The sequence below is a fragment of the Pseudoxanthomonas sp. UTMC 1351 genome (assembly GCF_040948865.1).
In the GTDB taxonomy this organism is placed as follows: domain Bacteria; phylum Pseudomonadota; class Gammaproteobacteria; order Xanthomonadales; family Xanthomonadaceae; genus Pseudoxanthomonas_A.
This window is the reverse complement of record NZ_JAVGJT010000001.1, coordinates 150,351-172,276: the sequence shown is the minus strand read 5'-3', so window position 1 is coordinate 172,276 and position 21,926 is coordinate 150,351. Positions and strand designations below refer to the sequence as shown.

Sequence of the window (21,926 nt, the reverse complement as noted above, 5' to 3'; positions counted from 1 at the left end):
TAGTTTAGCGAAGTAACGGCGGGGGAAGGAAAGCGCGACCATCACGTAGGGCGATGGGGTGCGCGCCCGGTGCGCAGCGCGCGCTCCAAGTGCTCGATGCGATCCTGCCCCCAGAATGGTTCGCCGGCCAGAACATAGCCGGGCACGCCGGGCAGATCGGCCGCGATCGCCGCTTCGGTGTTGCGCTGGTACTCGTCCACGACGGCTTCACTTGACGCCAACGACAGCACCGCCTCTGGGTCATGGCCGTGACGCGCCAGCAATTCCGCGACCGTACCCCGATCAGCCAGGTTGCGGTCTTCCACCCATAGGGCGCGCAGGGTCGACAGCATGTAGTCGGCCGGATCCGCTTCCGCTCGCAACAGTGCGATCGCCGTCTGATCCACGAGCGCGGCATCGACGGGGAAGAAGGCGGGATGCAGGTTCAGTGGCAGCTCGCGAATTTCACGCCAGCGCGACAGCTCCACCAATCGATAGCGCTGCCGAGATGGCGGTCGCTGGCCCAGCGGAACACCGCCTGCCGCCTTGAACACTTCCAGCATCCGCACCGGCCGGTAGCGAACGCTGACGCCGTACTCGCGCGCCACCTGCAAGAACTCCTCGTGACCGAGATAGGCGTACGGCGAGACCAGACTGAAGAAATAATCGACCGTCGCGCTCATGGCGAATCAGCCCAACACGCCGGGTTGCGCCTGACCTTCCCGCACGAACGGGAACTTGACCACGCGCACCGGCACTTCCTTGCCACGAATGTCCACGCGCACTTCACCAGGCGTGCCGGCCGGAATGCGAGCGAAGGCGATCGCCTTGCCCAACGTGGGCGAGAACGTGCCGGACAGCACTTCGCCTTCACCCTGGGCGGTCAGCACTTTCTGCCCGTGGCGCAGCACGCCTTTCTCATCCATCACCAAGCCCACCATCTGGCGCGGCGCGCCACCGGCTTTTTGTTTTTCCAGTACCGGGCGACCGATGAAGTCGCGACCTTCATCCAGCGCCACCGTCCACGCCAAGCTTGCTTCGTACGGCGTAACCGCCTCGTCCATGTCCTGGCCATACAGGTTCATGCCCGCTTCCAGACGCAAAGTATCGCGTGCGCCCAATCCCGCGGGCTTCACGCCGGCTTCCAGCAGGGCGTTCCAGAACGCCACCGCATTCGATTCCGGCAGCACGACCTCGTAACCGTCCTCACCGGTATAGCCGGTGCGTGCGACAAACAGCGGTACGCCATCGGCGGTCTGCGCCTCAACTGCGGCGAATCGCGCCAGCTTGGCGGCAGCAGCACGATCGCTTTCGCGCAGCAGGCCCTGCACCTTCGCGCGGGCGGCGGGTCCTTGCACGGCGATCATGGCGAAGTCGGCGCGCTCCTTTACCTGTACATCGAACGGCGCGGCTTGCTTGCCGATCCACGCCAGGTCCTTGTCGTGGGTGGCGGCGTTCACCACCAGTCGGAAAAACGAGTCCGACATGTAATAGATGATCAGGTCGTCGATGACGCCGCCGTTCTCGTCCAGCATGCAGGTATAGAGTGCCTTGCCCGGCGCCTTCAGCTTATCCACCGAATTGGCGACCAGATGGCGCAGAAAGTCGCGCGTGCGCGGGCCGTGAAGATCGACCACGGTCATGTGGCTGACGTCGAACATGCCGGCGTCGCGGCGTACCTGGTGGTGTTCTTCAATCTGGGAGCCGTAGTGGATCGGCATGTCCCAGCCGCCGAAATCGACCATCTTGGCGCCAAGCGCGCGATGGGTGTCATTGAGGATGGTCTTCTGGGTCATGGCGGCTTCCGGCGCAAAGACGGGCATTATCCCAGATGACGCGGTGGGTGCGGCCGCGCCCCGCGATAGTATCGAGTCGGTAGCGATGAGACCGTCGCAACGGCAGGCGATAGCGAATAGCCGCTTAAAGGCGCTCCTCGCGGAGCGGAGCTTGCTCCGCCGCTGTTTGTGTACGGGCTCCGGAGACTGTCAGCCGAGCAAGCTTGGCTCTACCAAAGCGCGGTTATTCGCTATCGCCTGCCGTTGCGACGGCCTTATTGCTATCGTCACGACAAGGCCGCGGGGCGCGGCTCTAAAGACCGAAGTAAGCCTCGTTGATGCAGTCCACCGCGGAGGGCTGGACTTCGACAAGCTTGCCGCTGGGCAAATCCAGCCGGCGGGCCCAGATCACGTCCTGCAGATATTCCTGATCCATGCTTTGGCGGACAACGGCAGCCAGCCGCTCGTCGTCCTTGCCATGGACCCGGCAACTGCCGAACTGCAATTGATAACCTTCCTCTGCTTTCGGATAAGGCTGTGCATCGGTGATCTTCCACAAGGCGCTCTGTCCATCCCGCCCCGCCATCTTGGCTGCCACCACATAGCGCAGCGTGGGTTCGGCTTCATCGCCTTGGGAACCTTCGCCGCCACCAGCGGCCAGTACGCCTATGGAGTAATCGCATACGTGCGCGTAATCGTCCGACTCGGAGATGCAGCTGCCTCCGGCGTCGTGCAAACCCTCCGGATACGGCGGCACGATCTTGCCGATCAAACCGGAGGCGTGTGCCCCGGAGGACGATAGTGCCAGCAGCAGGGGCCAGACTGCTGCGCCCATGCTTAGGCCTCTTGCACCTTGAGCGTCATGCCATCCACGGCGATCACCCGCACCGGCGTACCTGCCGCCAGATCAGGTCCCTGCACGACCCAATAAGCGTCGCCCAGTTTGATCCGGCCACGTCCACCGATGATCGCCTGGTCCAGCGGCGCCACCACGCCAACCAACTGCTCGGCGCGACGATTGAGCAATGGCTGGTCGCTGACGCGCCCGGTGTTGCGGAACCATTTGCGGTAGATCTGTATCGAAACGAAGCTCAAAACGATGAACACCGCGACCTGCACCAGCAGAGAGACACCCGGTATCAGCAGCACGCCCAGGAACACCACCGCCGCGGCGAAACCCATCCACAGCATGAAGGCACCGGGTGCCATGGCTTCTGCCGCGAACAGCAGCAGCGTGATCGTTGCCCAAGACACCACGTCCCAACGCATGGCTCAGACTCCCGTCCGCGGCGGTACACGCGGCGGTGCCGACTGCTGCTTGCCCAAGGCTTCCTTCGCCAGTTCGGCGATGCCGGCGATCGAACCGATCATGCCGGCGCTTTCCATCGGCATCAGCACGAACTTCTGATTCGGTCCTTCCGCCAGTGCCTTGAATGCCTCCACATATTTCTGTGCGATGAAGTAATTGATCGCCTGCACGTCGCCCTTGGCGATCGCATCGCTGACCATCTGGGTCGCCTTGGCTTCGGCTTCGGCCAGGCGTTCGCGCGCTTCAGCGTCGCGGAAGGCGGCTTCCTTGCGGCCTTCAGCTTCCAGCACCGCCGCCTGCTTCTCGCCGTCGGCACGCAGGATCTCCGATTGCCGCGAGCCCTCGGCTTCCAGAATCTGCGCGCGCTTTTCGCGTTCGGCCTTCATCTGCCGGGCCATCGAGTCGATCAGGTCGCGCGGCGGCTGGATGTCGCGGATTTCGATGCGGTTGACCTTGATGCCCCAGGGATTGCTGGCCTGGTCCACCACATTAAGTAGCTGCGCGTTGATGGTTTCGCGGTTGCTGAGCGATTCGTCCAAGTCCATGGAACCGATCACGGTGCGGATATTGGTCTGCACCAGTGCGATCGTGGCGATCTCCAGGTTGGAGACCTCGTAGGCGGCCTTGGCGGCATCCAGCACCTGGAAGAACACCACGCCGTCGACCTTCACCACCGCATTGTCCTTGGTGATGACTTCCTGGCTGGGCACATCCAGCACCTGCTCCATCACGTTGACCTTGCGGCCGACGCCATAGACCACCGGGATCAGGAAATGCAGGCCCGGGGTCATGGTGTGGGTGTACTTGCCGAAGCGCTCCACCGTCCACTCGAAGCCCTGCGGCACCATGCGGACGGTCTTGAACAGAACGATCACCCCGGCAAACAGGACGACGATGGCCAGAAAACTTGTTTCGAACATGACGTTACACCCCTTCCTTTCCCTAGATATGGGCGGAGTATAGACGTAGGTGGTGGCCGTGGATGGTCCGGCCGTTCTACCGGCTGCGACGGTTTTCCGACGTGCCGCATCTACTGAGGTGTCCCACGAATAACTTACCCACCTGACTTGGTCTTGGCCCCCGATCCTGCGTTGCTCGTCGTCACCATAGTCCCGGCTATGCCTCCTCCTCACGCCTTGGCTCGGGGGCCAATCCACAGCGTCATATAGGCAAGCTATTCGCGGGACACCTCAGAGGAATACATGCCTTCCCTTTCCCGCTTCGCCATCGATGTGCCGGACACCCTGCTCGCACAGGCACGCGCGGGGCGGCAGGACGCGTTCGAGCAGATCTACCGATGGTTCGAACGGCCGGTATTCACGCTGGCGCTGCGGATCTGCGGCGACCGCGAAGAGGCTTCCGAAGTACTGCAGGACACCATGTTGAAAGTGTTCCATCACATCGGCGATTACCGCGGCGGCAGTCCCTTCTGGGGCTGGTTGCGGCAGATCGCGGTCAATGAAGCACTGATGCGTCTTCGCCGCAGCCGGAAGCTCGATGGCGAGGTCGCGATGGGCGGGGACGACCTGCCCGACGACCATGGCCCGCTGCCGCCTGCCGCGGCCGATGCCGATGCCGCCATGTTGCAACGCGCGCTGGCCGCGTTGCCCGTCGCTACCCGTACCGTGCTCTGGCTGTACCACGCGGAGGGCTATACCCACGACGAGATCGCCGCAATGACACAACGCACCGCCAGCTTTTCCAAATCGCAGCTCGCGCGCGGCACTCGCCGTTTACGTGCGCTGCTGCAGATCGAGGAACCTGCCCATGCCTGATTCCCGCGCTTCTTGCGACGCACCGCGCGGCTGGGATGACGCCTTCGCCGCCTTACCTCTGGAAATGTCGCCGGCCGATACTTGGACTTCCGTTGCCCGCAGACTGCCATCGCGCCCGTCAGCGTCACGCCGCAAACATCGGCCTTACTGGTTCGCCATGGCGGCCGCGGTAGCGCTGGCGGCCGTGATCCCGGTGTTCCGATGGAGTGAACGTGAAGTTCCGCCTGCGCCCAGCTCCGCGGCGATAGCGCCTGCTCCACCTACTTCTTCGTCCTCTTCCGTCGCCGCTCCATCATTCATCTCGCCAGATGCCGCGCCCACCGCGGTAGCCGCTACCGGTCAAGCTCAGTCGAAGACGCCGTCACCCACAACGAAGAGCGCGGCTTCGTCGATTTCAGCGACGACAGCAGCAACGGCAGCATCAGCGCCACGCGTCGCCAAGCAGACTCGCTCGCGCAAGGCCCCGCCAAGCCAATCCAAGGATCCCGCCCCCACGGCAACAGAAGCAGCCGAACAAGACCACCGGTTGGAAAATCTTTACGCCGAATCCGCGCGCTTGGAGGCGATCCTGGCGCAACTGGAAGAGCCCCGCGCAGGCAGCGCGACCATGACGGCACTCAGCGCGGAACTCCAGGACCGTATTGCCGATATTGACGGCGCGCTTTCCCAACCCGACATGCCTTCCGCTTCACAACTCGACCTATGGCAACAACGGGTCGATGCGCTGCGGCAGCTGACGGGCGTGGAAACCACCCAACGCTGGATGGCAGCCCAGGGCACGGCCACGGAAGGTCCGCTGGCCCAGGTGTACTAGAAAATCAACGAGAGGCAATCATGAAATCGACGTTCTTGCGGTTTTCCGCTTTAACCCTCGCGCTAGGAATGGGACTGCTACCGGTCGCTTATGCGCAGACTTCCGTCCAGCAACAGAAGGCACTGGAAGCGGCGCGCGCGGACCTGCAGCGCGCGGCCAAACGCGTTGCCGAGCTTTCGCGCGAACTGGGCGTGGCGCAACGTCCGCTTCATATCGAACGGCGCATCGAAACCCGGCCGATACTGGGCGTCCTTTTAGCGCCCGATAAGGATGGCGTGCGCATCACCGGTGTCACGCCCGATAGCGGTGCTGCCAAGGCGGGACTGAAGGCGGGCGATCAGTTGTTGAAAGTAGACGGCAAAGGCATCACCGGCGCGAACGATGGCGCGCGGCTGGCCAGTGCTCGCCTTGCGCTGGCCCAACTGAAAGCCGGGACACCGGCGACCATCACCTACCGGCGCGGCGGCCGCGTACAGGACACAAAGGTAACGCCGGAGCCGGGCCGCCCGGCCATGATGATTGCGCGCGCGGACGCGCCCGGCCAACACCCGCACACGCGCACTCTCGTCATGCGGGACGACCAAGGCCAACCCATGCTCTTGGAAGACATGTTGCCGCTGACCGATCTGCATATGGGTATCGCGCCCGGCATTCAAGCCGAGTTGCGCCGAATCAAAGATTTGCGCGGCTGCCGCGGCGACGATTGCCGGTTGCCGATGCTCACTGAGGCTTTCCGTTGGGAGGGCCTGAACCTGGCTTCAGTGGATAAGCAGTTGGGCCGCTATTTCGGCGCGGAGTCCGGCGTACTGGTGCTTTCCAATGGTGCCGAACTGGAAGGCCTGCAAGCGGGCGATGTGATCCGAAAAATCGAAGGGAAGCCGGTGGCATCACCGCGCGAGGTCATGGCAGCGCTACGCGGCAAGCCAGAAGAAAGCCGCGTGAAAGTCGAATTTCTGCGCGACCGTCAGACCCGCACTGCGGATGTCCGTCTACCCAAGACCTTGCCGATTCGCGTGCCGCTTCCGCCTGCGCCACCGCTGCCTCCTTCAGCGCCGAGACCACCATCGCCGCCGATGGCTTTCTTGGCGGAGATGCCGCGGACCACGGGTGAGCCGCATACCGAGCGCGTGATGGTGCTGGACCCGGAAGGCCGCGCGTATGAAATCGATGCACCGGAGCCTCCAGAACCTCCCACACCTCCGACGCCGCCCAAGCCGTCGTCCGACTGACCGAACAATAAGAACCCTATGTAGGTGAATCCCATCCCCCGCCCAAAGCGGGGGGCTTTTTTTGTAGAACGGATATCTGTCGACATGCCAAGGCCGCGGCATAGCTTCCTTGTGGGAGCGACGTGAGTCGCGACGTTGATGTTTCAGGTCGCGACTCACGTCGCTCCCACAAGGGACGCATCCGCGCTTTTTGTAGAGCCGAGCTGCGCCCCGACATAGAACCGAGCCAGTAGCAACAAGGCCGTTGCAACGGCAAGCAATCGTGAATAGCCGCCTAGACCTGCTCCTCGTTGCTTATTCCGTTTGAAGCGCTGATCTTCGACCGGTGCACGCATGGGCAAGAACAGCGGAGCAAGCTCCGCTCTACGAGAAGCACCTTCACGGCTATTCGTTATCGCCGGCCGTTGCGACGGCCATATTGCTACTGACTCGGTGCTATAGCGAGGCGCAGCTCCGCTCTACGGTGCTGTTTCCGCGGACGCACGCTCCACCCATTCGGCGAAGACCTTGGCGATGTCGGCATCCGGCACGACCTTGCCCTTCTGCACATCACCGGCCTGGGAGAACAGCGGCATGATCATCGCCATGCCGTCGACTTTCGTTTTCAGGCGCAGCCCGGGTGCCTGGGACAAGTACTCGTCCCAATGTGCACGCACTTTGGCCCAGTAACCGGCGGTCGCCTTCCAATAGGCATACGCCGGAGCGAAGTCGATGTCCTGGGTCTTCTGGTAATCGTTGAAACCGAATTCGCGCGCCAATTCCACCTGGCTGCCGTCCGGCTTGCGCAGCACCTTGGTGTTGAACTGTTCGTGGGTCCAGCCGTTGGGCGTAATGGTATGGCGATTGATCACGGACAACGCGTTGTAGTCGCTGCGCTTGGTGTACTCGCGGCGCGGCAGCGGGCGCCAACTCAGGTCGCTGGTCCAGGTGGCGATGCCGTTGCCGTATTCCCAGCGACCGGTGCCGCAATAGCGAGGCGCATCGCTGACTTCATAGACGCATTGGGTCCATGCACCGCGTTGTTTGTCTGCGGGGATGGAACGCACATGCCAGGTCTGGTCGGCGCTGAACTCGAAACGCGTCGGTGCTTCGTAAACCCAATCCTGCCGCCAATGCTTGGTGACATGGCCACTCTTCGCATCCACCAGGATGTGCTGCAGCACGATCCGGCCCGGCGCATCCTCGACCACGATGACGGTCTCGTCGCCACCGCTGCGCATGGCGGCCTGGCGTTCGTAACCAGGCTGCAGCAACACGGTTTCGTCAAAAGCGAAATCGACTTGGTATTCGCCCTGCATGGCAAGAATGGATTGCCGGTCACGGGTTGTATCGACGTTCTGCGCCAAGGCCGCGCCCATCTGCAGGCATGACATTCCGGACAACAACAGCGTGGCTACCGTTGGTTTCATGGTTGCTTTCTCATTTCAGTTGATCAAAGGGACGGCGTTGCCGCTGTCCCGCCGTGTTCGTGTTGTGCCGCCGTCGCGGTGAGCAGCGCCTCGTAGCCAGGGCGTCTCGAAACGATATCCACCTCGACACCCTCGGCATCGACAATGCGCCGTGCGGTGGTGGCGCCCAGTGGAGATACCGGCGCCAGGCTTGCCGCCAGCACCGGCGATGCACCCCGCGCCAACGCATACAGCCGCACCGTGCAGGCACGCCAGTGCCCGCCCAGCAATCGACCCGCCATGCGCCACCACAATCGTTCGGCCACGCCTCGTTCTCTTTCCGTCGTTTCCTGGGCGCAAGGAAGCGAAGTCATCATTCGGTCCCACGCCAGGAAATCGCTGTCGGGCAGCAGATGCAGGCGCCAACAGCATCGTCCGTCGCGGTCGAAAAACCGTACGCTTTCACGCAGTCCATCGCTGTCCACGCCGACCGCTGCTTCAGCGTATGCCGCCTGTGCCCAGCCCGCGAGTTCAGTACCGTGCTGCAGCCGGTACAGACACAGCACCGTGCCCAGCGCCGCCAGTTGCTGAGGCTGCGGCAGAACGTGCGGCATCGCCGTCGCCAACTCCGAGTTCCCTTGCAACCGCGCGCTGGCCATGGCGCCGCTACCAGTTCAACGACAGACTGGCGGACAGCGAGCGTCCCGGACGGGTGTAGCGGTCCAGCACCGCGCTGCTTGCCAGTATTCCGTTCACATCGGCCCAATCGGTGTACTTCTTGTCCGCCAGGTTGAGGACGCCGACGTTGAGCTTGGCCCCTGGCGCGAAATTCCAGTGCGCCAGCAGATCGAGCACGCCGTAGCCAGCGGGCTGGTATTGCCCCTCTTCGGCCGGACGCTTTTTCTTTTCGGCGAAGCTGCCGACCAGTTCGGCGCCCCAGGCTTCGCGGTAGTAGGCCAGTCCCAAGGTGCCACGCAATGGGTCGACCGAATTGAGCGGCGTATCATCGGTCTTGTTGTCCCCGCGCGCGTAGGCCACCGCGCCGCGCAGCGACCAGCCTTCCATCCGTTCGCTGAGCGCACCGAAGTCGACGCCCGCCTTGAACTCCGCACCGTAGATGCGGGCGTCTGCGACGTTCTGCGACTGGAACACGATCAGCGGCGTCTGCGGCGGCCGACTGACCTGCACGAACGATTCGATGAAGTCCTGATAGTCGTTGTAATAGCTGGTCAGCCCGGCATAGAACGCGTCATTGGAGAAGCGCACGCCCAGCTCGTAACCATCGCTGGTCTCCGGCTTCAGATCGGGATTGGCGATCACCGTATAGCCTCCGGTGAGATTGGTGAAGCCCACGTTGACATCGCCATACGGCGGCGCGCGGAATCCATGCGCGTAGTTGGCGAACAACGACCAGCTTTCGGCGAACCGCCACACGCCACCCAGTTTCGGCGACACACTGGTTTCATCCATGCCTTCCACCGCAACCCCGGGATTATCCTCGGCAAAGATGTTGTCCAGAGTGGGATCCAACTTGTAATAGTCCACGCGCAATCCGGGGATCAGGCTGAACCTGCCATCGGCGAAATGCATTTCGTCCTGCACATAGGCGCCGATCTTGGTGGTCTTGCTGATAGGAAAGTCGCGCACCGGGAACACATCCATTCCGACAGTCTTGCTGATCGCGCCCGTGGTCAAATTGACGGTCATGCCATCGCGCTTCTCATGGGTTTCCGACCACGAAGCATCCAGGCCATAGGTCAGATCGTGGTCGACGGCGCCGGTGATGAACGCCTTATAGAAAATCCCCTGAAGTCCGTACAGGCGCTGGTCGAAGTTGTGGTCCATCACCCGCCGCGTATTGTTGCTGCGCAGTTCATGGGTGCGCTGAGTACTCTCGCTGTCCTGGCGATAGATGCGCCAATTCAGACTGTCGGCGAAGCCAGCATCCAGCGTGTCGACCTCATGCTCCAGCGACACGCGCGCACGCGTCTGATGGTCCCTTCCTTCCTGCGACAAAATGCCCGGCGTGAAACCAGCAGGCCGCGTTCGGCTGGTGAATGCTTCGACGCTGTTGTAGTCCTCGTTTCCTTCCACTGTCAGCTTGAAGCGCTGGCTCTCGCTGGGCGCATATACGAGCTTGCTTAGCAGGCTGCGGCCATCGCGGCGCTGTGGATTGGGAGCGGTACGACGGTTGACACCATCGGGATCGGGGCCCGTGCTCTGGTTGCTGCCTTGGTTTTCGGTTTCCTTGCCCTGGCGGTGGCTGACCGCCGCCATGCCGCTCCAGCGGTCGCCGCCGAAAGCCGCGATAGCGCCGCCGAACAATCCTTCCCAGTCGCTTTCGAAGCCGAACTTCAAGCCAAAGTAGGCATCCTTGCCTTCCTCCAGGTAATCCGAAGGATCCTTGGTAACAAAGGCGACCACACCGCCCAATGCATCCGAGCCGTACAACGAACTCGCGGGTCCGCGCACGATCTCGACCTGCTTCAGGGTGTCGAGGTCGACGAAATTTCGATTGGCCGACAGATAGCTGCCAAAGCCGAAGTTGTCCGACACCGGAATGCCGTCGGTCTGGATCAGTACGCGGTTGCCATCCAGGCCGCGAATGCGGAATCCACTGAGCGCATTGAAGCGCCCGTTGGTGGAGGTGACCGACACGCCCGGTTCGTACCGCACCAGATCCTTGATGTCGCGGATCAGCCGGTCATCCAACTGTTCGCGATCGATCACGTCCACCGTACTGGGCACGTCGGAAAGCGCACGCTCGCCCCGGGTGGCGGTGACTTGTACGCGCTGGAACTCGCGGGCCGCGTTGGCGGAGCTGGCCGAAGCAACGGCAGAACTATTGGCTGAACTTTCTACAGCGGTTTCGGCGTGGGCCAGGCTGGCGAATGCCAGCCACAGTGCCGAGGTCAGCAACGTGGGGCGCATCATGGGCGTACAGCTTTCCTGTCGGTTTCAAAGTAGAGAGACCGGAAAGGCTGGCGGCCGATGGAGTCGTTGGCTGGCGCCCGGTGGAGTAAGAACCTGTTCTAAAAAAGCGATTCGCCGCACGCCGCCCTGGAGAGGGAAAGGCGACGCACTGCGAATCGCGAGCTACGCCGTGAGGCTTACTGCAGTGACGCTTACTTGGTAAGGATCAACTTGTCGTTGCTTGTATGGCGCAGGCGGTACACCTTGTCGCCATGGCGAATCAGGATTTCGCGCTGGCCCCTGAGCAGCGTCTCGCTGTCCAGTGCCTCTTCCGCGAACGCCGGGCGCTGGGGCAGCCGGTCCCGCAGCGACAAAGGTTCGACCTTCGATAAAGGGGTTACGTTTGCGGTCATCAGAGAGCTCCGTGGCGGACCGGATTCAGATGATAATGATTCTCATTCTGGAGTCAACAGGTATTTGAAGAGCCGGGAATGGGGAATGGGGAATGGGGAATGGGGAATGGGGAATGGGGAATGGGGAATGGGGAATGGGGAATGGGGATCCCGATTCCCGATTCCCGATTCCCGGCTCCTTACGACGTCGCGGCGCTCAAACGCTCCCAGAACGCCTCGTCATACTGTTGCGACAGCTCGACCGCGCGCAGGTTCTCCAACAGTTGCGACACCTTGCTTGCGCCCGTAATGACGGTGGAGACGTAGGGGTTACGCAGGCACCAGGCGATCGCCAGCGGCGCGGGGGATTCACCCGCTTCCGCCGCCAGTGCTGTGAATCGGCGCACGCGTTCGCGCCGGCGCTCTTCAGGCGAACCCATCACCATGCGCTGCAACTCTTCGTTGCCTTCGTAACCCAGCCGCGTATCGGCCGGCACCGCTTGATCGTATTTGCCGGTCAGCAAACCCGACGCCAGTGGCGACCAGGTCGTAGTGCCCAGGCCCAGTTCGGAGTACAGCGGCGCGTACTCCAGTTCCACGCGCGAGCGCCGCAGCAGGTTGTATTGCGGCTGCTCCATCGTTGGTCCATGCAGATGATGTTGGCGCGCGATGCGGGCGGCTTCCTTGATTTGCGCTGCGGGCCATTCGGAAGTGCCCCAGTACAGCACCTTGCCTTGCCGGATCAGCGCATCCATGGCCCACACCGTTTCTTCGACCGGCGTATCCGGATCAGCGCGATGGCAGAAGAAAAGATCCAGGTAGTCCACCTGCAGTCGCCGCAGCGCCGCATGGCAGCCCTCGGTAACGTGCTTGCGGGATAAACCGCGCTGGGTCGGCCGCGGATCGGCGACCGACCCGAAGCACACTTTGCTGGAGACGCAATAACCATCGCGCGGCAACCGGAGATCGCGGATCGCATCTCCCATCACCCGTTCGGCCTCGCCATGCGCGTAGACCTCAGCGTTGTCGAAGAAATTGATGCCGTGGTCCCACGCGGCCGAGATCAGCTCGCGCGCGCCATCGCGACCTACGCGGTCGCCGAAGTTGACCCATGCGCCGAAAGACAACGCGGAAAGTTGCAGACCGGATGAACCCAGGCGGCGGTATTGCATGGCGGTCTCCTGCGTTAGGGCCTGCTAACGTTATTGGGACAGGTCACGTTGCTGCCCCGTACTTGATACGGGGGCCGGAACCCAGTGCGCACGGGCCAGTGTCATCACTCGGGCATGTATCGGCATACATTTCCTCATTCTTCCTTGCCCCGTACGCACTGGATTGCGGCGTGGCCTATCCCAATAGCGTTAACAGGCCCTAATGAGAAGAGTTTACTCATGACCTTGGAAGCCTCCGCTACAATGCGCGCACTTTCCTCCGGGGAGTAGCCCACCTGCCACGTGCAGGGTCCGCGCATCAACATACTTGGCGGCTTCGTCTTGGATCACCCTTGCGAGCAGCCATGGTGCGCGGGGCCGAAGCCACCGCTTCCGCTGGGCAAGACCGAAGGCAGGCGTTGCGCCACCCGGGCCGGGCTGCGCGATGTTTGCCTTCGCGTTCGCGAATGCCCGGCCCCGGAGCTCCTGATGTTTTCACTGCAAGCCCTGCTGGTATCGACCGGGACGGTTGCGCTGGCTGAAATCGGCGATAAGACACAATTGCTGGCCTTGTTGCTGGCCGCCCGCTACCGCAAGCCTTGGCCAATCGCACTTGGCATCCTGGTCGCGACGCTGATCAACCACGCGGTCTCCGCCTGGTTCGGCGCCGAGCTGTCGCAATGGCTCTCGCCCACCGCGCTTCGTTGGGGCGTGGCGGTGAGCTTCCTTGCGGTCGCGTTGTGGACGCTGAAACCCGATCACCTGGACGACGAAGGCGACCGCCTGCCGCGGCATGGCGCATTCGTTGCCACCACCGTGGCGTTCTTTCTGGCCGAGATCGGCGACAAGACCCAGATCGCCACCGTGCTGCTGGCCACCAAGTACGACCCGCTATGGCAGGTCATCGCCGGCACCACGATAGGCATGCTGTTGGCCAACCTGCCGGTGGTCTGGCTGGGGCATCGCTTCGCCGATCGGTTGCCGCTGAAACTGGCGCGCGGGATGGCCGCGACGGTCTTCCTGAGTATCGCGGCCTGGGTGGCATGGAATGGCGTTACCTGAACGTAGTCAGTTCAGGCAGCGACGCTTGGGCCGCCTGCTAGACTGCGGCGCTTCGGAACAATGACTGTGGTTTGGGGGAATTCCATGCTCGAAGCTTTGGGGCGCATTGGCTTCGGCCTGTTCGGTTTGGCGGTATTGGTCGGCATTGTCTGGCTGTTTTCCAATAACAAGCGTGCCGTTGACTGGAAGCTGGTCGCTACCGGCGTCGCATTGCAGATCGCTTTCGCCGCATTGGTGCTGCTGGTGCCCGGCGGGCGCGAAGTGTTCGACTGGTTGGGCCATGGCTTCGTGAAGGTGCTCGAGTTCGTGAAAGCAGGCTCCGGCTTTATCTTCGGCAGCTTGATGGACACCGAGAAATTCGGCTTCATTTTCGCCTTCCAGGTGCTACCCACCATCATCTTCTTCGCAGCGCTGATGGGCGTGCTGTACCACTTGGGCGTCATGCAGGCGGTGGTCAAGGCCATGGCTTGGGCGATCACCAAGGTCATGCGCGTTTCGGGGGCGGAAACCACCAGTGTTTGCGCCAGCGTATTCATCGGCCAGACCGAAGCGCCGCTGACGGTACGCCCCTACATTTCCAAGATGACCGAATCCGAGCTGATCACCATGATGATCGGCGGCATGGCACACATCGCCGGCGGCGTTCTGGCGGCCTATGTCGGCATGCTGGGTGGCGGCGACCCGGAACAGCAGGCGTTCTACGCCAAGCACTTGCTGGCGGCTTCCATCATGGCGGCACCGGCTACGCTCGTGGTGGCCAAGCTGCTGATACCGGAAACCGGCATGCCGCTGACACGCGGCACGGTGAAGATGGAAGTGGAGAAGACGTCCAGCAACATCATCGATGCCGCCGCCGCGGGCGCTGGCGACGGCCTGCGTCTGGCGCTCAATATCGGCGCCATGCTGCTGGCCTTCATCGCCTTGATCGCGCTGATCAACTCGCCGCTGACCTGGCTCGGCGAAATCACTGGATTATCTGCGCTGATCGGCAAGCCCACCGATCTGGCCACGATCTTCGGCTTCGTGCTGTCTCCTATCGCCTGGATCATCGGCGTGCCTTGGCAGGATGCCAACACGGTCGGTTCGCTGATCGGACAGAAACTGGTGATCAACGAGTTCGTCGCCTATATGCAGCTGGCCGATATCGTCAACGGCAAGGTCGCCGGTGTATCGCTCAGCGGGGAAGGCAGGCTGATCGCGACTTACGCGCTATGCGGCTTCGCCAACTTCAGCTCTATCGCCATCCAGATCGGCGGCATCGGCGGCTTGGCCCCGGAACGCCGCTCCGACTTGGCGCGGTTCGGTCTGCGCGCCGTGCTGGGCGGTACCGTCGCCACGCTCATGACTGCCACCATCGCCGGAGTGCTCTCCCACTTCGGCTGATGACAGGCTCGTCGCCAACCCGGTTGGCGGAGAAGCTTCCCCGAGCCAGTCCCCTTTTCTCCTTTTTTCTCCGTTCTTTCTGGCAGCGCGTCCGCCGCCAGTGCTCGATCAGGCAAACCTTATGAATACCTCCGCAACTTCCACCTCTCCCGCCCACGTTGCCGTCATGGGCTCTTTCAATGTCGACCATGTCTGGCGCTGCGACGCGCTACCGGCGGCGGGCGCGACCATCGCGGGGAAATACTCATTCGGCCCCGGCGGCAAAGGCTTCAACCAGGCGGTCGCCGCCGCACGCGCCGGTGCGGCCACCGTGTTCGTCTGCGCCCTGGGAGACGACGCTGGCGGCGCCCTGGCGCGATCGCTGGCGGCAGCCAACAAGATCGACCTGCGCGTGCAAGCTTGCGAAGAACCCACCGGCACCGCCGGCATCTATGTGGACGCCCATGGCCGCAACAGCATTGTGGTCGGCGCCGGCGCCAACGCGGCGTTGACGGCCGAATTCCTGGAGCAGCAGCAGGCCACGATCGCTTCCGCCGGCGCTCTGCTGGCGCAACTCGAATCTCCGGTGGAAAGCGTTGCCGCCGCCCTGCAACTGGCACGTCTGAACGGCGTCACCACAGTGTTGAATCCCGCGCCGGCCAACGCAGGTACCAGCACCGACCTGCTGGCCTTGGCCGACATCATCACGCCCAATGAAACCGAATTCGCCGCGCTGCTTGCCCGCCATCTCGGCGAGCGCATCGAGTCCGACCAGGTGGCCACGTCGGACGTGCAGACGCTGCACAACTTCTGCCGCCAGCTGTTCCCGCATGGCACGGTGGTGGTCACCCTGGGCGGTACCGGCGTATTTGTGTCCCACCCGGAAATGGCCCTGCGCGGCGATGCGCGCGCCAACTACCGCGCGCCGGCCGAGGCCGCCAATGTGGTCGATACCACCGGTGCGGGCGACGCATTCAACGGTGCCTTGGCCGCCTCGCTTGCAAACAATCCGGCCGCGGCATTCTCCCAGCATGTGCGCTTCGCCAGCCGCTACGCAGCCCTGTCCACGGAGAATCTGGGCGCCGCCCTGGCCATGCCCGCACTAGCCGACGTGCAGTCCCGCTACGCCGACTAAGAAGAATCTCTCCTGTAGAGCCAGATTGAGCGTTGTAGAGCGGGCCATGCCCGCGAAGCTTCACGTGGCGTGATGGGAAAGGTTCGCGCCCGTGGGGCGCTCCTATAAAAAGCGCCTTAGCGGCTATGTGCTGATCGCCTGCCGTTGCGACGGCATCGTTGCTATCGGGAGCCGGAGTTATCGCGGGGCGCGGGCTCCAGTTCATTTGAAAACAATTCTCATTTACACTGAGTGTGACGTTTTTCAACTTAATGATCTGACCCCATGACCTTTCCCCACCCCCGCTTGCTGACCCTTGCGGTCGCCCTTGCGCTTCCTTCCGCCGTCTATGCTCAGACCCAGACCGACGACCCGACCGAACTCGACCGGGTGACGGTCTCAGCCAGCACCAGCCGCATCCCCGATTCCGAAGCCGCCCTGCCCAATACCATCACCGTGATCGACCGGGCGCAGCTGGAGCAGCAGTTGGCACTGACCCAGGACCTGTCACAGGTGCTGGCCAACCTGATTCCGTCGTTCACCCCATCGCGGCAGAAGCTCACCAATGCCGGCGAAACCCTGCGCGGCCGCAAGCCGCTGTACCTGGTCGACGGCGTTCCGCAGTCCACTCCGCTGCGTGACGGCGGCCGCGACGGCCACACCCTCGATCCGGCGATGATCGAGCGCATCGAAGTGATCCATGGCGCCAACGCGCTGCAAGGATTGGGCGCTTCCGGCGGCATCATCAACATCATCACCAAGCACGCACCGCGCAAGGACGGCGATAGCTTCCACGACGTCAGCCTGAGCGCCAGCAGCGCGCTTTCGCACCAAGACGACAGCGTCGGCTACCGCGGCTCCTATCTGTTCGGTACCCGCCAGGGCGCGTTCGATTTTGTCGGCGGTGCGTCTTACGCCAGCGAAGGGCTGTACTACGACGGCAACGGCAATCCGCTGGCGATCAACGCCGTGCAGGGCGACCTGATGGATTCGCGCAGCCACAATCTGTTCGCCAAGGGCGGCTGGAATATCGACGAGGATCGCCGCCTGCAGCTGACCGCCAACCGCTATCAGTTGCAAGGCAACAACGACTACGTCGTGGTCAATGGCGATGCCGTCAACGGCATCCCGGCGAGCTCCGAACGCGGCAATCCGGAGGGCGAAGGCCCGCGCAACCGCAGCACGTCGGTGGTGGTGGACTACACCGACAAATCGCTCGGCGGCGGCTACCTGCAGGCGCAGCTGTACTGGGTCGATTTCAAGGCTCTGTACGGCGGCAGCGACTGGGAAGACTTCTGGGGCGACGGACGCGATCTGAACTGGTACGACCAGTCGCAGAATCAGTCCGAAAAGCTGGGCGGCAAGTTCAGCTGGTCGCGCGGCGATCTGTTCGGCCTGCGCCTGCGGGCAACGCTGGGCCTGGACCTGGCCCGCGATACCACCTCGCAGGAGTTGATCCGTGCGGGATTGAACTGGGTGCCGGAAACCGTCTATGAATCCTGGTCGCCGTTCGTGCAGGCCGAGTGGTGGCTGACCGACACGGTGATGCTGACCGGCGGACTGCGTTACGAACACGGCAAGCTCGAGGTCGACGACTACACCACGATTCCGGCCAATCCCGGCGGCAGCCGTTTCGTGCGGGGTGGCTCGCCGACGACCAGCGAAACCTTGCCCAACATCGGCTTGGTCTGGGAAGCAACTGACGCACTGAAGCTGTACGCCTCGTATGGTGAGGGCTACACCGTCGCCGACATCGGTCGCGTGCTGCGCGCGGTGAACCGTCCGAATCAGAGCGTCGACAGCCTGGTCGACCTGGAGCCGGTGATCGCCGACAACCAGGAAATCGGCCTGGACTACGACGACGGCCGCTGGCTGGTGCATCTGGCGATGTACCGTTCGGATTCCGACCTGGGTTCGCGCCTGGATTTCGACCCTGTGACCCAGACCTACAACGTCGCCCGCGAACGCACCGAAATCAAAGGCTTCGATGGCAGCGTGGCGTATCAGGTGCAGGACGATATGCGAGTCGGCGTGGCCTATGCCCGCACTCGCGGTAGCTACGACAGCAACCGGGATGATCGAGTCGACAGCGATCTGCCCGGCATCAACATCAGCCCGGATCGCGTCACCGCATTCTGGGAATTGGCATTCGCGCCGTCAGCCAACCTGCGCCTGCAAGCCAGCAAGGCGATGGATCGGGATTTCTACACGCGCGGCACGCGGACATCGAGTTCCGATGGCTACACCACCGTGGATCTGCTGAACCGCTTCAAGCTGCCGGTCGGCACCTTGAGCGTGGGCATCGAGAACGTGTTCAACGAGCAGTACATCAGCTACTACTCACAGGTCACGCCGCCGCGCGACGACACCTATACCGCTGGCCGCGGCCGGGTGCTGACGGTGGGCTGGTCGCACCGGTTCTGATCGTCCTTCGCCATGTCCAGCACGCTCCAGCGCCAGACCGGCTCACATACCTCGGCACGCCGTTTCAGAGGCGTGCTGAAATGGCTGCACCTGTGGCTGGGACTTACCGCAGGCATGGTGCTGGTGGTGGTGGCGTTAACCGGCACCGTGCTGGCCTTCCAGCGCGAATTGCTGCTGATGGCGCATCCACAGTTGGCGAGCGCCAAACTGCCCCCGGTCAGCACGCAGGGCGAAGCACTGGCACGCATCGTCGAGCAGTGGGGTCCGCGCGGCATGCGCTCCGCGGATCTGCCCTCGGCCAAGCTGCCGGTATGGCAGGTGTTCTTCAGTGGCGGCGAACGCCGGTATTTCGATGCCGTCACTGGTGACCTGCTACTGACGCGCAGCAAGGACAACGACTGGGTGCTCTGGCTCCGCGACCTGCATGTCCATCTACTGGCCGGCGAGACGGGTGAAGAGGTGTTGGGCGTGTTCGGACTGATCGCGCTTTTCATCCTGTTGTCGGGGTTGTATCTGTGGTGGCCGCGATGGCGGGCATGGGCCGCCAGCCTGCGCTGGTATCGCGGTCCACCGACGCGGCGCTGGCTCAGCTGGCATCGCAGCAGCGGCGCATTGTTGTTCCCGATGTTGCTGCTGGTTGTCGCCACCGGTGTTGCGATGGTCTACAACCAAGCCACGCGCACCGCATTGCGGTGGACGCTGGACGACGGCCCTGAGATGGTGCCACCGCTACCTATGCCGCCGACCGACCAAGCCATCGACTGGTCGGCCTTGCTGGCCGCGGCAGAAGGCCATCTTGCCGGCGGCGATTTACGGCGGATCGCACTTCCCAAGAAAGACGATGCGCTGGTGTCGATCCGTGCCCGCGCCGCGGGCGAGTGGCACCCGAATGGTCGCAGCGTCGTCTGGATGGATCCTTATCGGCTGCAGGCGGTGCAGGTCTATGACGCCACCGCGCAAGATCTTGGCGGTCGTATGAGTGACGCTATTTATCCGCTGCACGGTGGCTTCGTGGGTGGCCGGGCGTGGCAATGGGGCGTGGCGCTGACCGGGCTGGTACCCGCCTTCCTGCTGGTTTCCGGCTTCTTGTTCTGGCGGGCACGACGCGCTGGCGCGCGCGCCAAGGGGCCAGAGGCCGGAGGCCAGAGACCAGGGAACTGAGCCCTGAGCCGGATGGTTTTTTGCTTCGCCGTCACCGGCACAAGGTTCCTGATCCTGATCCTTACTGCTGAGCCGCCCTGGCCCCTTGCACCCCTGACCCCTGGCCTCTGATCCCTGGCCCCTGATCCCTGATCCCTAGCCCCCTGCGATAATGGCGGCATGTCGCCTTCCACGCTCCATATCGGCCCCCATCGCATCGACCCGCCGGTCATTCTGGCGCCGATGGCGGGTGTCACCGACAAACCGTTCCGGCAGCTGTGCAAGCAGCTGGGCGCGGGTTCGGCCGTTTCGGAAATGACCATCAGCGATCCGCGTTTCTGGAAGACGGAAAAATCGCAGCGGCGCATGGACCATGTGGGCGAACCGGCGCCAATCAGCGTGCAGATCGCCGGCACAGAGCCGCAGCAGCTCGCCGAGGCCGCGCGCTATAACGTGGACCACGGCGCGCAGATCGTCGACATCAATATGGGCTGCCCGGCCAAGAAGGTCTGCAATGCCTGGGCAGGCTCAGCGCTGATGCGCGACGAGGCACTGGTGGCGCGGATATTGGAAGCGGTGGTGGGCGCCGTTGCGGTCCCAGTCACCCTGAAGATACGCACCGGCTGGGACTGCGATCATCGCAATGGCCTGACCATCGCACGGATTGCTGAAAACAGCGGCGTCGCCGCACTGGCCGTACACGGGCGCACTCGCGACCAGCATTACACCGGCCAGGCGGAATACGACACCATCGCGGAAATAAAATCGGCACTCGCCATTCCGGTGATCGCCAACGGCGACGTCGACTCCCCGCAGAAGGCCGCACAAGTATTGCGGCACACCGGCGCCGACGCGGTGATGATTGGCCGCGCCGCGCAGGGCCGCCCGTGGATCTTCCGCGAGGTAGCGCACTACCTGGCGACGGGCCAGACACTGCCGCCACCCACCCTCGCCGAAATACGCGACATCCTGTTGGGCCACCTGCACGCACTGCACGGTTTCTACGGTGAACCGCAGGGCGTGCGTATCGCTCGCAAGCACCTGGGTTGGTACGCCAAGGACCGCCCGGAGCATTCCGCCGAACAGCGCGCGGCATTCCGCGCCGTGGTCAACCGCGCCGAAACGGCGGACGCGCAGATTCGCCTGACCCGCGACTATTTCGACGCGCTGGTAGCGGGCGTGGTGCCAGACTTGCCCGCGGCCGCGTGATGGATTCTGGGTTGCCGCATCCATAAAACTCCCCGTCGGAGCATTCGCCATGAATGACGTCAAACCCGAAGCGACTTACCTGCATGGATTTTCCCCGGTGGAACAGGCGCGGCTGATGAAGCAAGCGCGGCTGGCGGAATCCACCATCTTCAGCAACATCGATTACACCGGCGCGCGGCGCGTGCTGGAGGTCGGCAGCGGCGTGGGTGCGCAAACCGAGATCCTGTTGCGGCGCTTTCCGGATATCCACGTCACTTGCGTGGACTTGAACGAGGCGCAGTTGGAAGCCGCGCAACAGAACCTCGCCAAGATGCCGTGGTGCCAAGGCCGCTACACGCTGCTACAGGCCGATGCCACCAACCTGCCGTTCTCACCGCGCGAATTCGATGCGGCATTCCTGTGCTGGGTGCTGGAACACGTACCCTCGCCTGCGCGCGTCATCAACGAGGTCCGCCGCGTGCTGGCGCCAGGCTCGCCTGTGTACATCACCGAAGTGATGAATTCGTCGTTCCTGTTGGATCCCTATTCGCCCAATGTCTGGCGCTATTGGATGGCGTTCAACGACTTCCAGTACGACAGCGGCGGCGATCCCTTCATCGGCGCCAAGTTGGGCAACCTGCTGCTGGCCGGCGGCTATCGCGACGTCGCGACCGAGATCAAGACCTTCTACTTCGACAATCGCGAACCCGCCCGGCGCAAGACCATGATCGCCTTCTGGGAAGAGCTGCTGCTGTCCGCTGCGGATCAGCTGCTGGAAGCGGGACGCGTCACCCAGGATGTCGTCGACGGCATGCGTCGTGAATTGAACGACGTGCAGAACGATCCCAATGCGGTGTTCTTCTATTCTTTCGTGCAGGCGCGGGCGACGGTTTATTGACCGGTTGAGCGGT

At 63.1% G+C, this 21,926-nt stretch carries 20 protein-coding genes; 10 read left to right on the top strand and 10 right to left on the bottom strand.

The genetic code is table 11. The annotated features are described in order from the left end of the window. Positions 1–41 precede the first annotated feature (41 nt). From AB6O04_RS00735 to AB6O04_RS00715, 5 genes are all read right to left on the bottom strand, one after another. Positions 42–662: a 2-hydroxychromene-2-carboxylate isomerase gene (locus AB6O04_RS00735; RefSeq protein WP_368561695.1), complete on the bottom strand. Its 621-nt coding sequence runs from the start codon at positions 660–662 to the stop codon at positions 42–44. 6 nt (positions 663–668) lie between these two features. Then, positions 669–1,775 (bottom strand): glycine cleavage system aminomethyltransferase GcvT, encoded by a 1,107-nt coding sequence (gcvT, locus tag AB6O04_RS00730; protein ID WP_368561694.1) that lies wholly within the window; start codon positions 1,773–1,775, stop codon positions 669–671. A 292-nt stretch (positions 1,776–2,067) separates the two neighbouring features. Next, entirely contained in the window at positions 2,068–2,589 is a 522-nt protein-coding gene (locus AB6O04_RS00725; protein WP_368561693.1) for a hypothetical protein, read from the bottom strand. A 2-nt stretch (positions 2,590–2,591) separates the two neighbouring features. Continuing rightward, positions 2,592–3,023, bottom strand: coding sequence for an NfeD family protein (locus tag AB6O04_RS00720; protein ID WP_368561692.1), 432 nt, complete (start codon positions 3,021–3,023; stop codon positions 2,592–2,594). A 3-nt stretch (positions 3,024–3,026) separates the two neighbouring features. Continuing rightward, positions 3,027–3,983 carry an SPFH domain-containing protein gene (locus AB6O04_RS00715; RefSeq protein ID WP_368561691.1) on the bottom strand — a complete coding sequence of 319 codons (957 nt, stop codon included), beginning with the start codon at positions 3,981–3,983 and terminating at the stop codon, positions 3,027–3,029. Positions 3,984–4,265: 282 nt separating this feature from the next. Here AB6O04_RS00715 and AB6O04_RS00710 point away from each other — a divergent pair, with 282 nt between their 5' ends. Genes AB6O04_RS00710 through AB6O04_RS00700 form a run of 3 tightly spaced genes read left to right on the top strand, consistent with a single transcriptional unit; the run spans position 4,266 to position 6,881 of the window. Beyond that, complete coding sequence (locus AB6O04_RS00710; protein WP_368561690.1) at positions 4,266–4,838, top strand: RNA polymerase sigma factor; 573 nt, start codon at positions 4,266–4,268, stop codon at positions 4,836–4,838. After that, positions 4,831–5,652, top strand: coding sequence for a hypothetical protein (locus AB6O04_RS00705; RefSeq protein ID WP_368561689.1), 822 nt, complete (start codon positions 4,831–4,833; stop codon positions 5,650–5,652). Before AB6O04_RS00710 ends, AB6O04_RS00705 begins: the two co-directional genes overlap by 8 nt. A gap of 20 nt (positions 5,653–5,672) precedes the next feature. Further along, positions 5,673–6,881: a PDZ domain-containing protein gene (locus AB6O04_RS00700; RefSeq protein WP_368561688.1), complete on the top strand. Its 1,209-nt coding sequence runs from the start codon at positions 5,673–5,675 to the stop codon at positions 6,879–6,881. Between the two features lie 458 nt (positions 6,882–7,339). Here AB6O04_RS00700 and AB6O04_RS00695 read toward each other — a convergent pair whose 3' ends face one another. The 5 genes from AB6O04_RS00695 to AB6O04_RS00675 all read right to left on the bottom strand — a co-directional run bounded on the left by AB6O04_RS00695 (position 7,340) and on the right by AB6O04_RS00675 (position 12,746). Next, positions 7,340–8,290 carry a DUF6607 family protein gene (locus tag AB6O04_RS00695; RefSeq protein WP_368561687.1) on the bottom strand — a complete coding sequence of 317 codons (951 nt, stop codon included), beginning with the start codon at positions 8,288–8,290 and terminating at the stop codon, positions 7,340–7,342. Positions 8,291–8,313: 23 nt separating this feature from the next. Further along, positions 8,314–8,883: a Hemin transport protein gene (locus AB6O04_RS00690; RefSeq protein ID WP_368561686.1), complete on the bottom strand. Its 570-nt coding sequence runs from the start codon at positions 8,881–8,883 to the stop codon at positions 8,314–8,316. Between the two features lie 52 nt (positions 8,884–8,935). Beyond that, the gene (locus AB6O04_RS00685; protein ID WP_368561685.1) at positions 8,936–11,203 is read right to left on the bottom strand and encodes a TonB-dependent hemoglobin/transferrin/lactoferrin family receptor; all 2,268 of its coding nucleotides are present in this window, start codon (positions 11,201–11,203) and stop codon (positions 8,936–8,938) included. Between the two features lie 191 nt (positions 11,204–11,394). Next, on the bottom strand, positions 11,395–11,595 hold the full coding sequence (locus AB6O04_RS00680) for a hemin uptake protein HemP (RefSeq protein WP_368561684.1): 201 nt from the start codon (positions 11,593–11,595) through the stop codon (positions 11,395–11,397). Between the two features lie 179 nt (positions 11,596–11,774). Then, entirely contained in the window at positions 11,775–12,746 is a 972-nt protein-coding gene (locus AB6O04_RS00675; protein WP_368561683.1) for an aldo/keto reductase, read from the bottom strand. A gap of 468 nt (positions 12,747–13,214) precedes the next feature. On the opposite strand from AB6O04_RS00675, the gene AB6O04_RS00670 reads away from it, so the two are divergent. The 7 genes from AB6O04_RS00670 (at position 13,215) to AB6O04_RS00640 (ending at position 21,913) form a co-directional block, all read left to right on the top strand. After that, on the top strand, positions 13,215–13,787 hold the full coding sequence (locus AB6O04_RS00670) for a TMEM165/GDT1 family protein (RefSeq protein ID WP_368561682.1): 573 nt from the start codon (positions 13,215–13,217) through the stop codon (positions 13,785–13,787). A gap of 84 nt (positions 13,788–13,871) precedes the next feature. Continuing rightward, complete coding sequence (locus AB6O04_RS00665) at positions 13,872–15,170, top strand: NupC/NupG family nucleoside CNT transporter (protein WP_368561681.1); 1,299 nt, start codon at positions 13,872–13,874, stop codon at positions 15,168–15,170. Between the two features lie 121 nt (positions 15,171–15,291). Then, a complete protein-coding gene (locus tag AB6O04_RS00660; RefSeq protein ID WP_368561680.1) occupies positions 15,292–16,284 on the top strand; it encodes a ribokinase in 993 nt (330 codons plus the stop codon). 264 nt (positions 16,285–16,548) lie between these two features. Further along, complete coding sequence (locus tag AB6O04_RS00655; RefSeq protein ID WP_368561679.1) at positions 16,549–18,687, top strand: TonB-dependent receptor; 2,139 nt, start codon at positions 16,549–16,551, stop codon at positions 18,685–18,687. A 12-nt stretch (positions 18,688–18,699) separates the two neighbouring features. After that, on the top strand, positions 18,700–19,848 hold the full coding sequence (locus AB6O04_RS00650) for a PepSY-associated TM helix domain-containing protein (protein ID WP_368561678.1): 1,149 nt from the start codon (positions 18,700–18,702) through the stop codon (positions 19,846–19,848). A 159-nt stretch (positions 19,849–20,007) separates the two neighbouring features. After that, positions 20,008–21,036 carry a tRNA dihydrouridine synthase DusB gene (dusB, locus tag AB6O04_RS00645; protein WP_368561677.1) on the top strand — a complete coding sequence of 343 codons (1,029 nt, stop codon included), beginning with the start codon at positions 20,008–20,010 and terminating at the stop codon, positions 21,034–21,036. A gap of 49 nt (positions 21,037–21,085) precedes the next feature. Next, positions 21,086–21,913 (top strand): class I SAM-dependent methyltransferase, encoded by an 828-nt coding sequence (locus tag AB6O04_RS00640; protein WP_368561676.1) that lies wholly within the window; start codon positions 21,086–21,088, stop codon positions 21,911–21,913. The last annotated feature ends 13 nt before the right edge of the window (positions 21,914–21,926 follow it).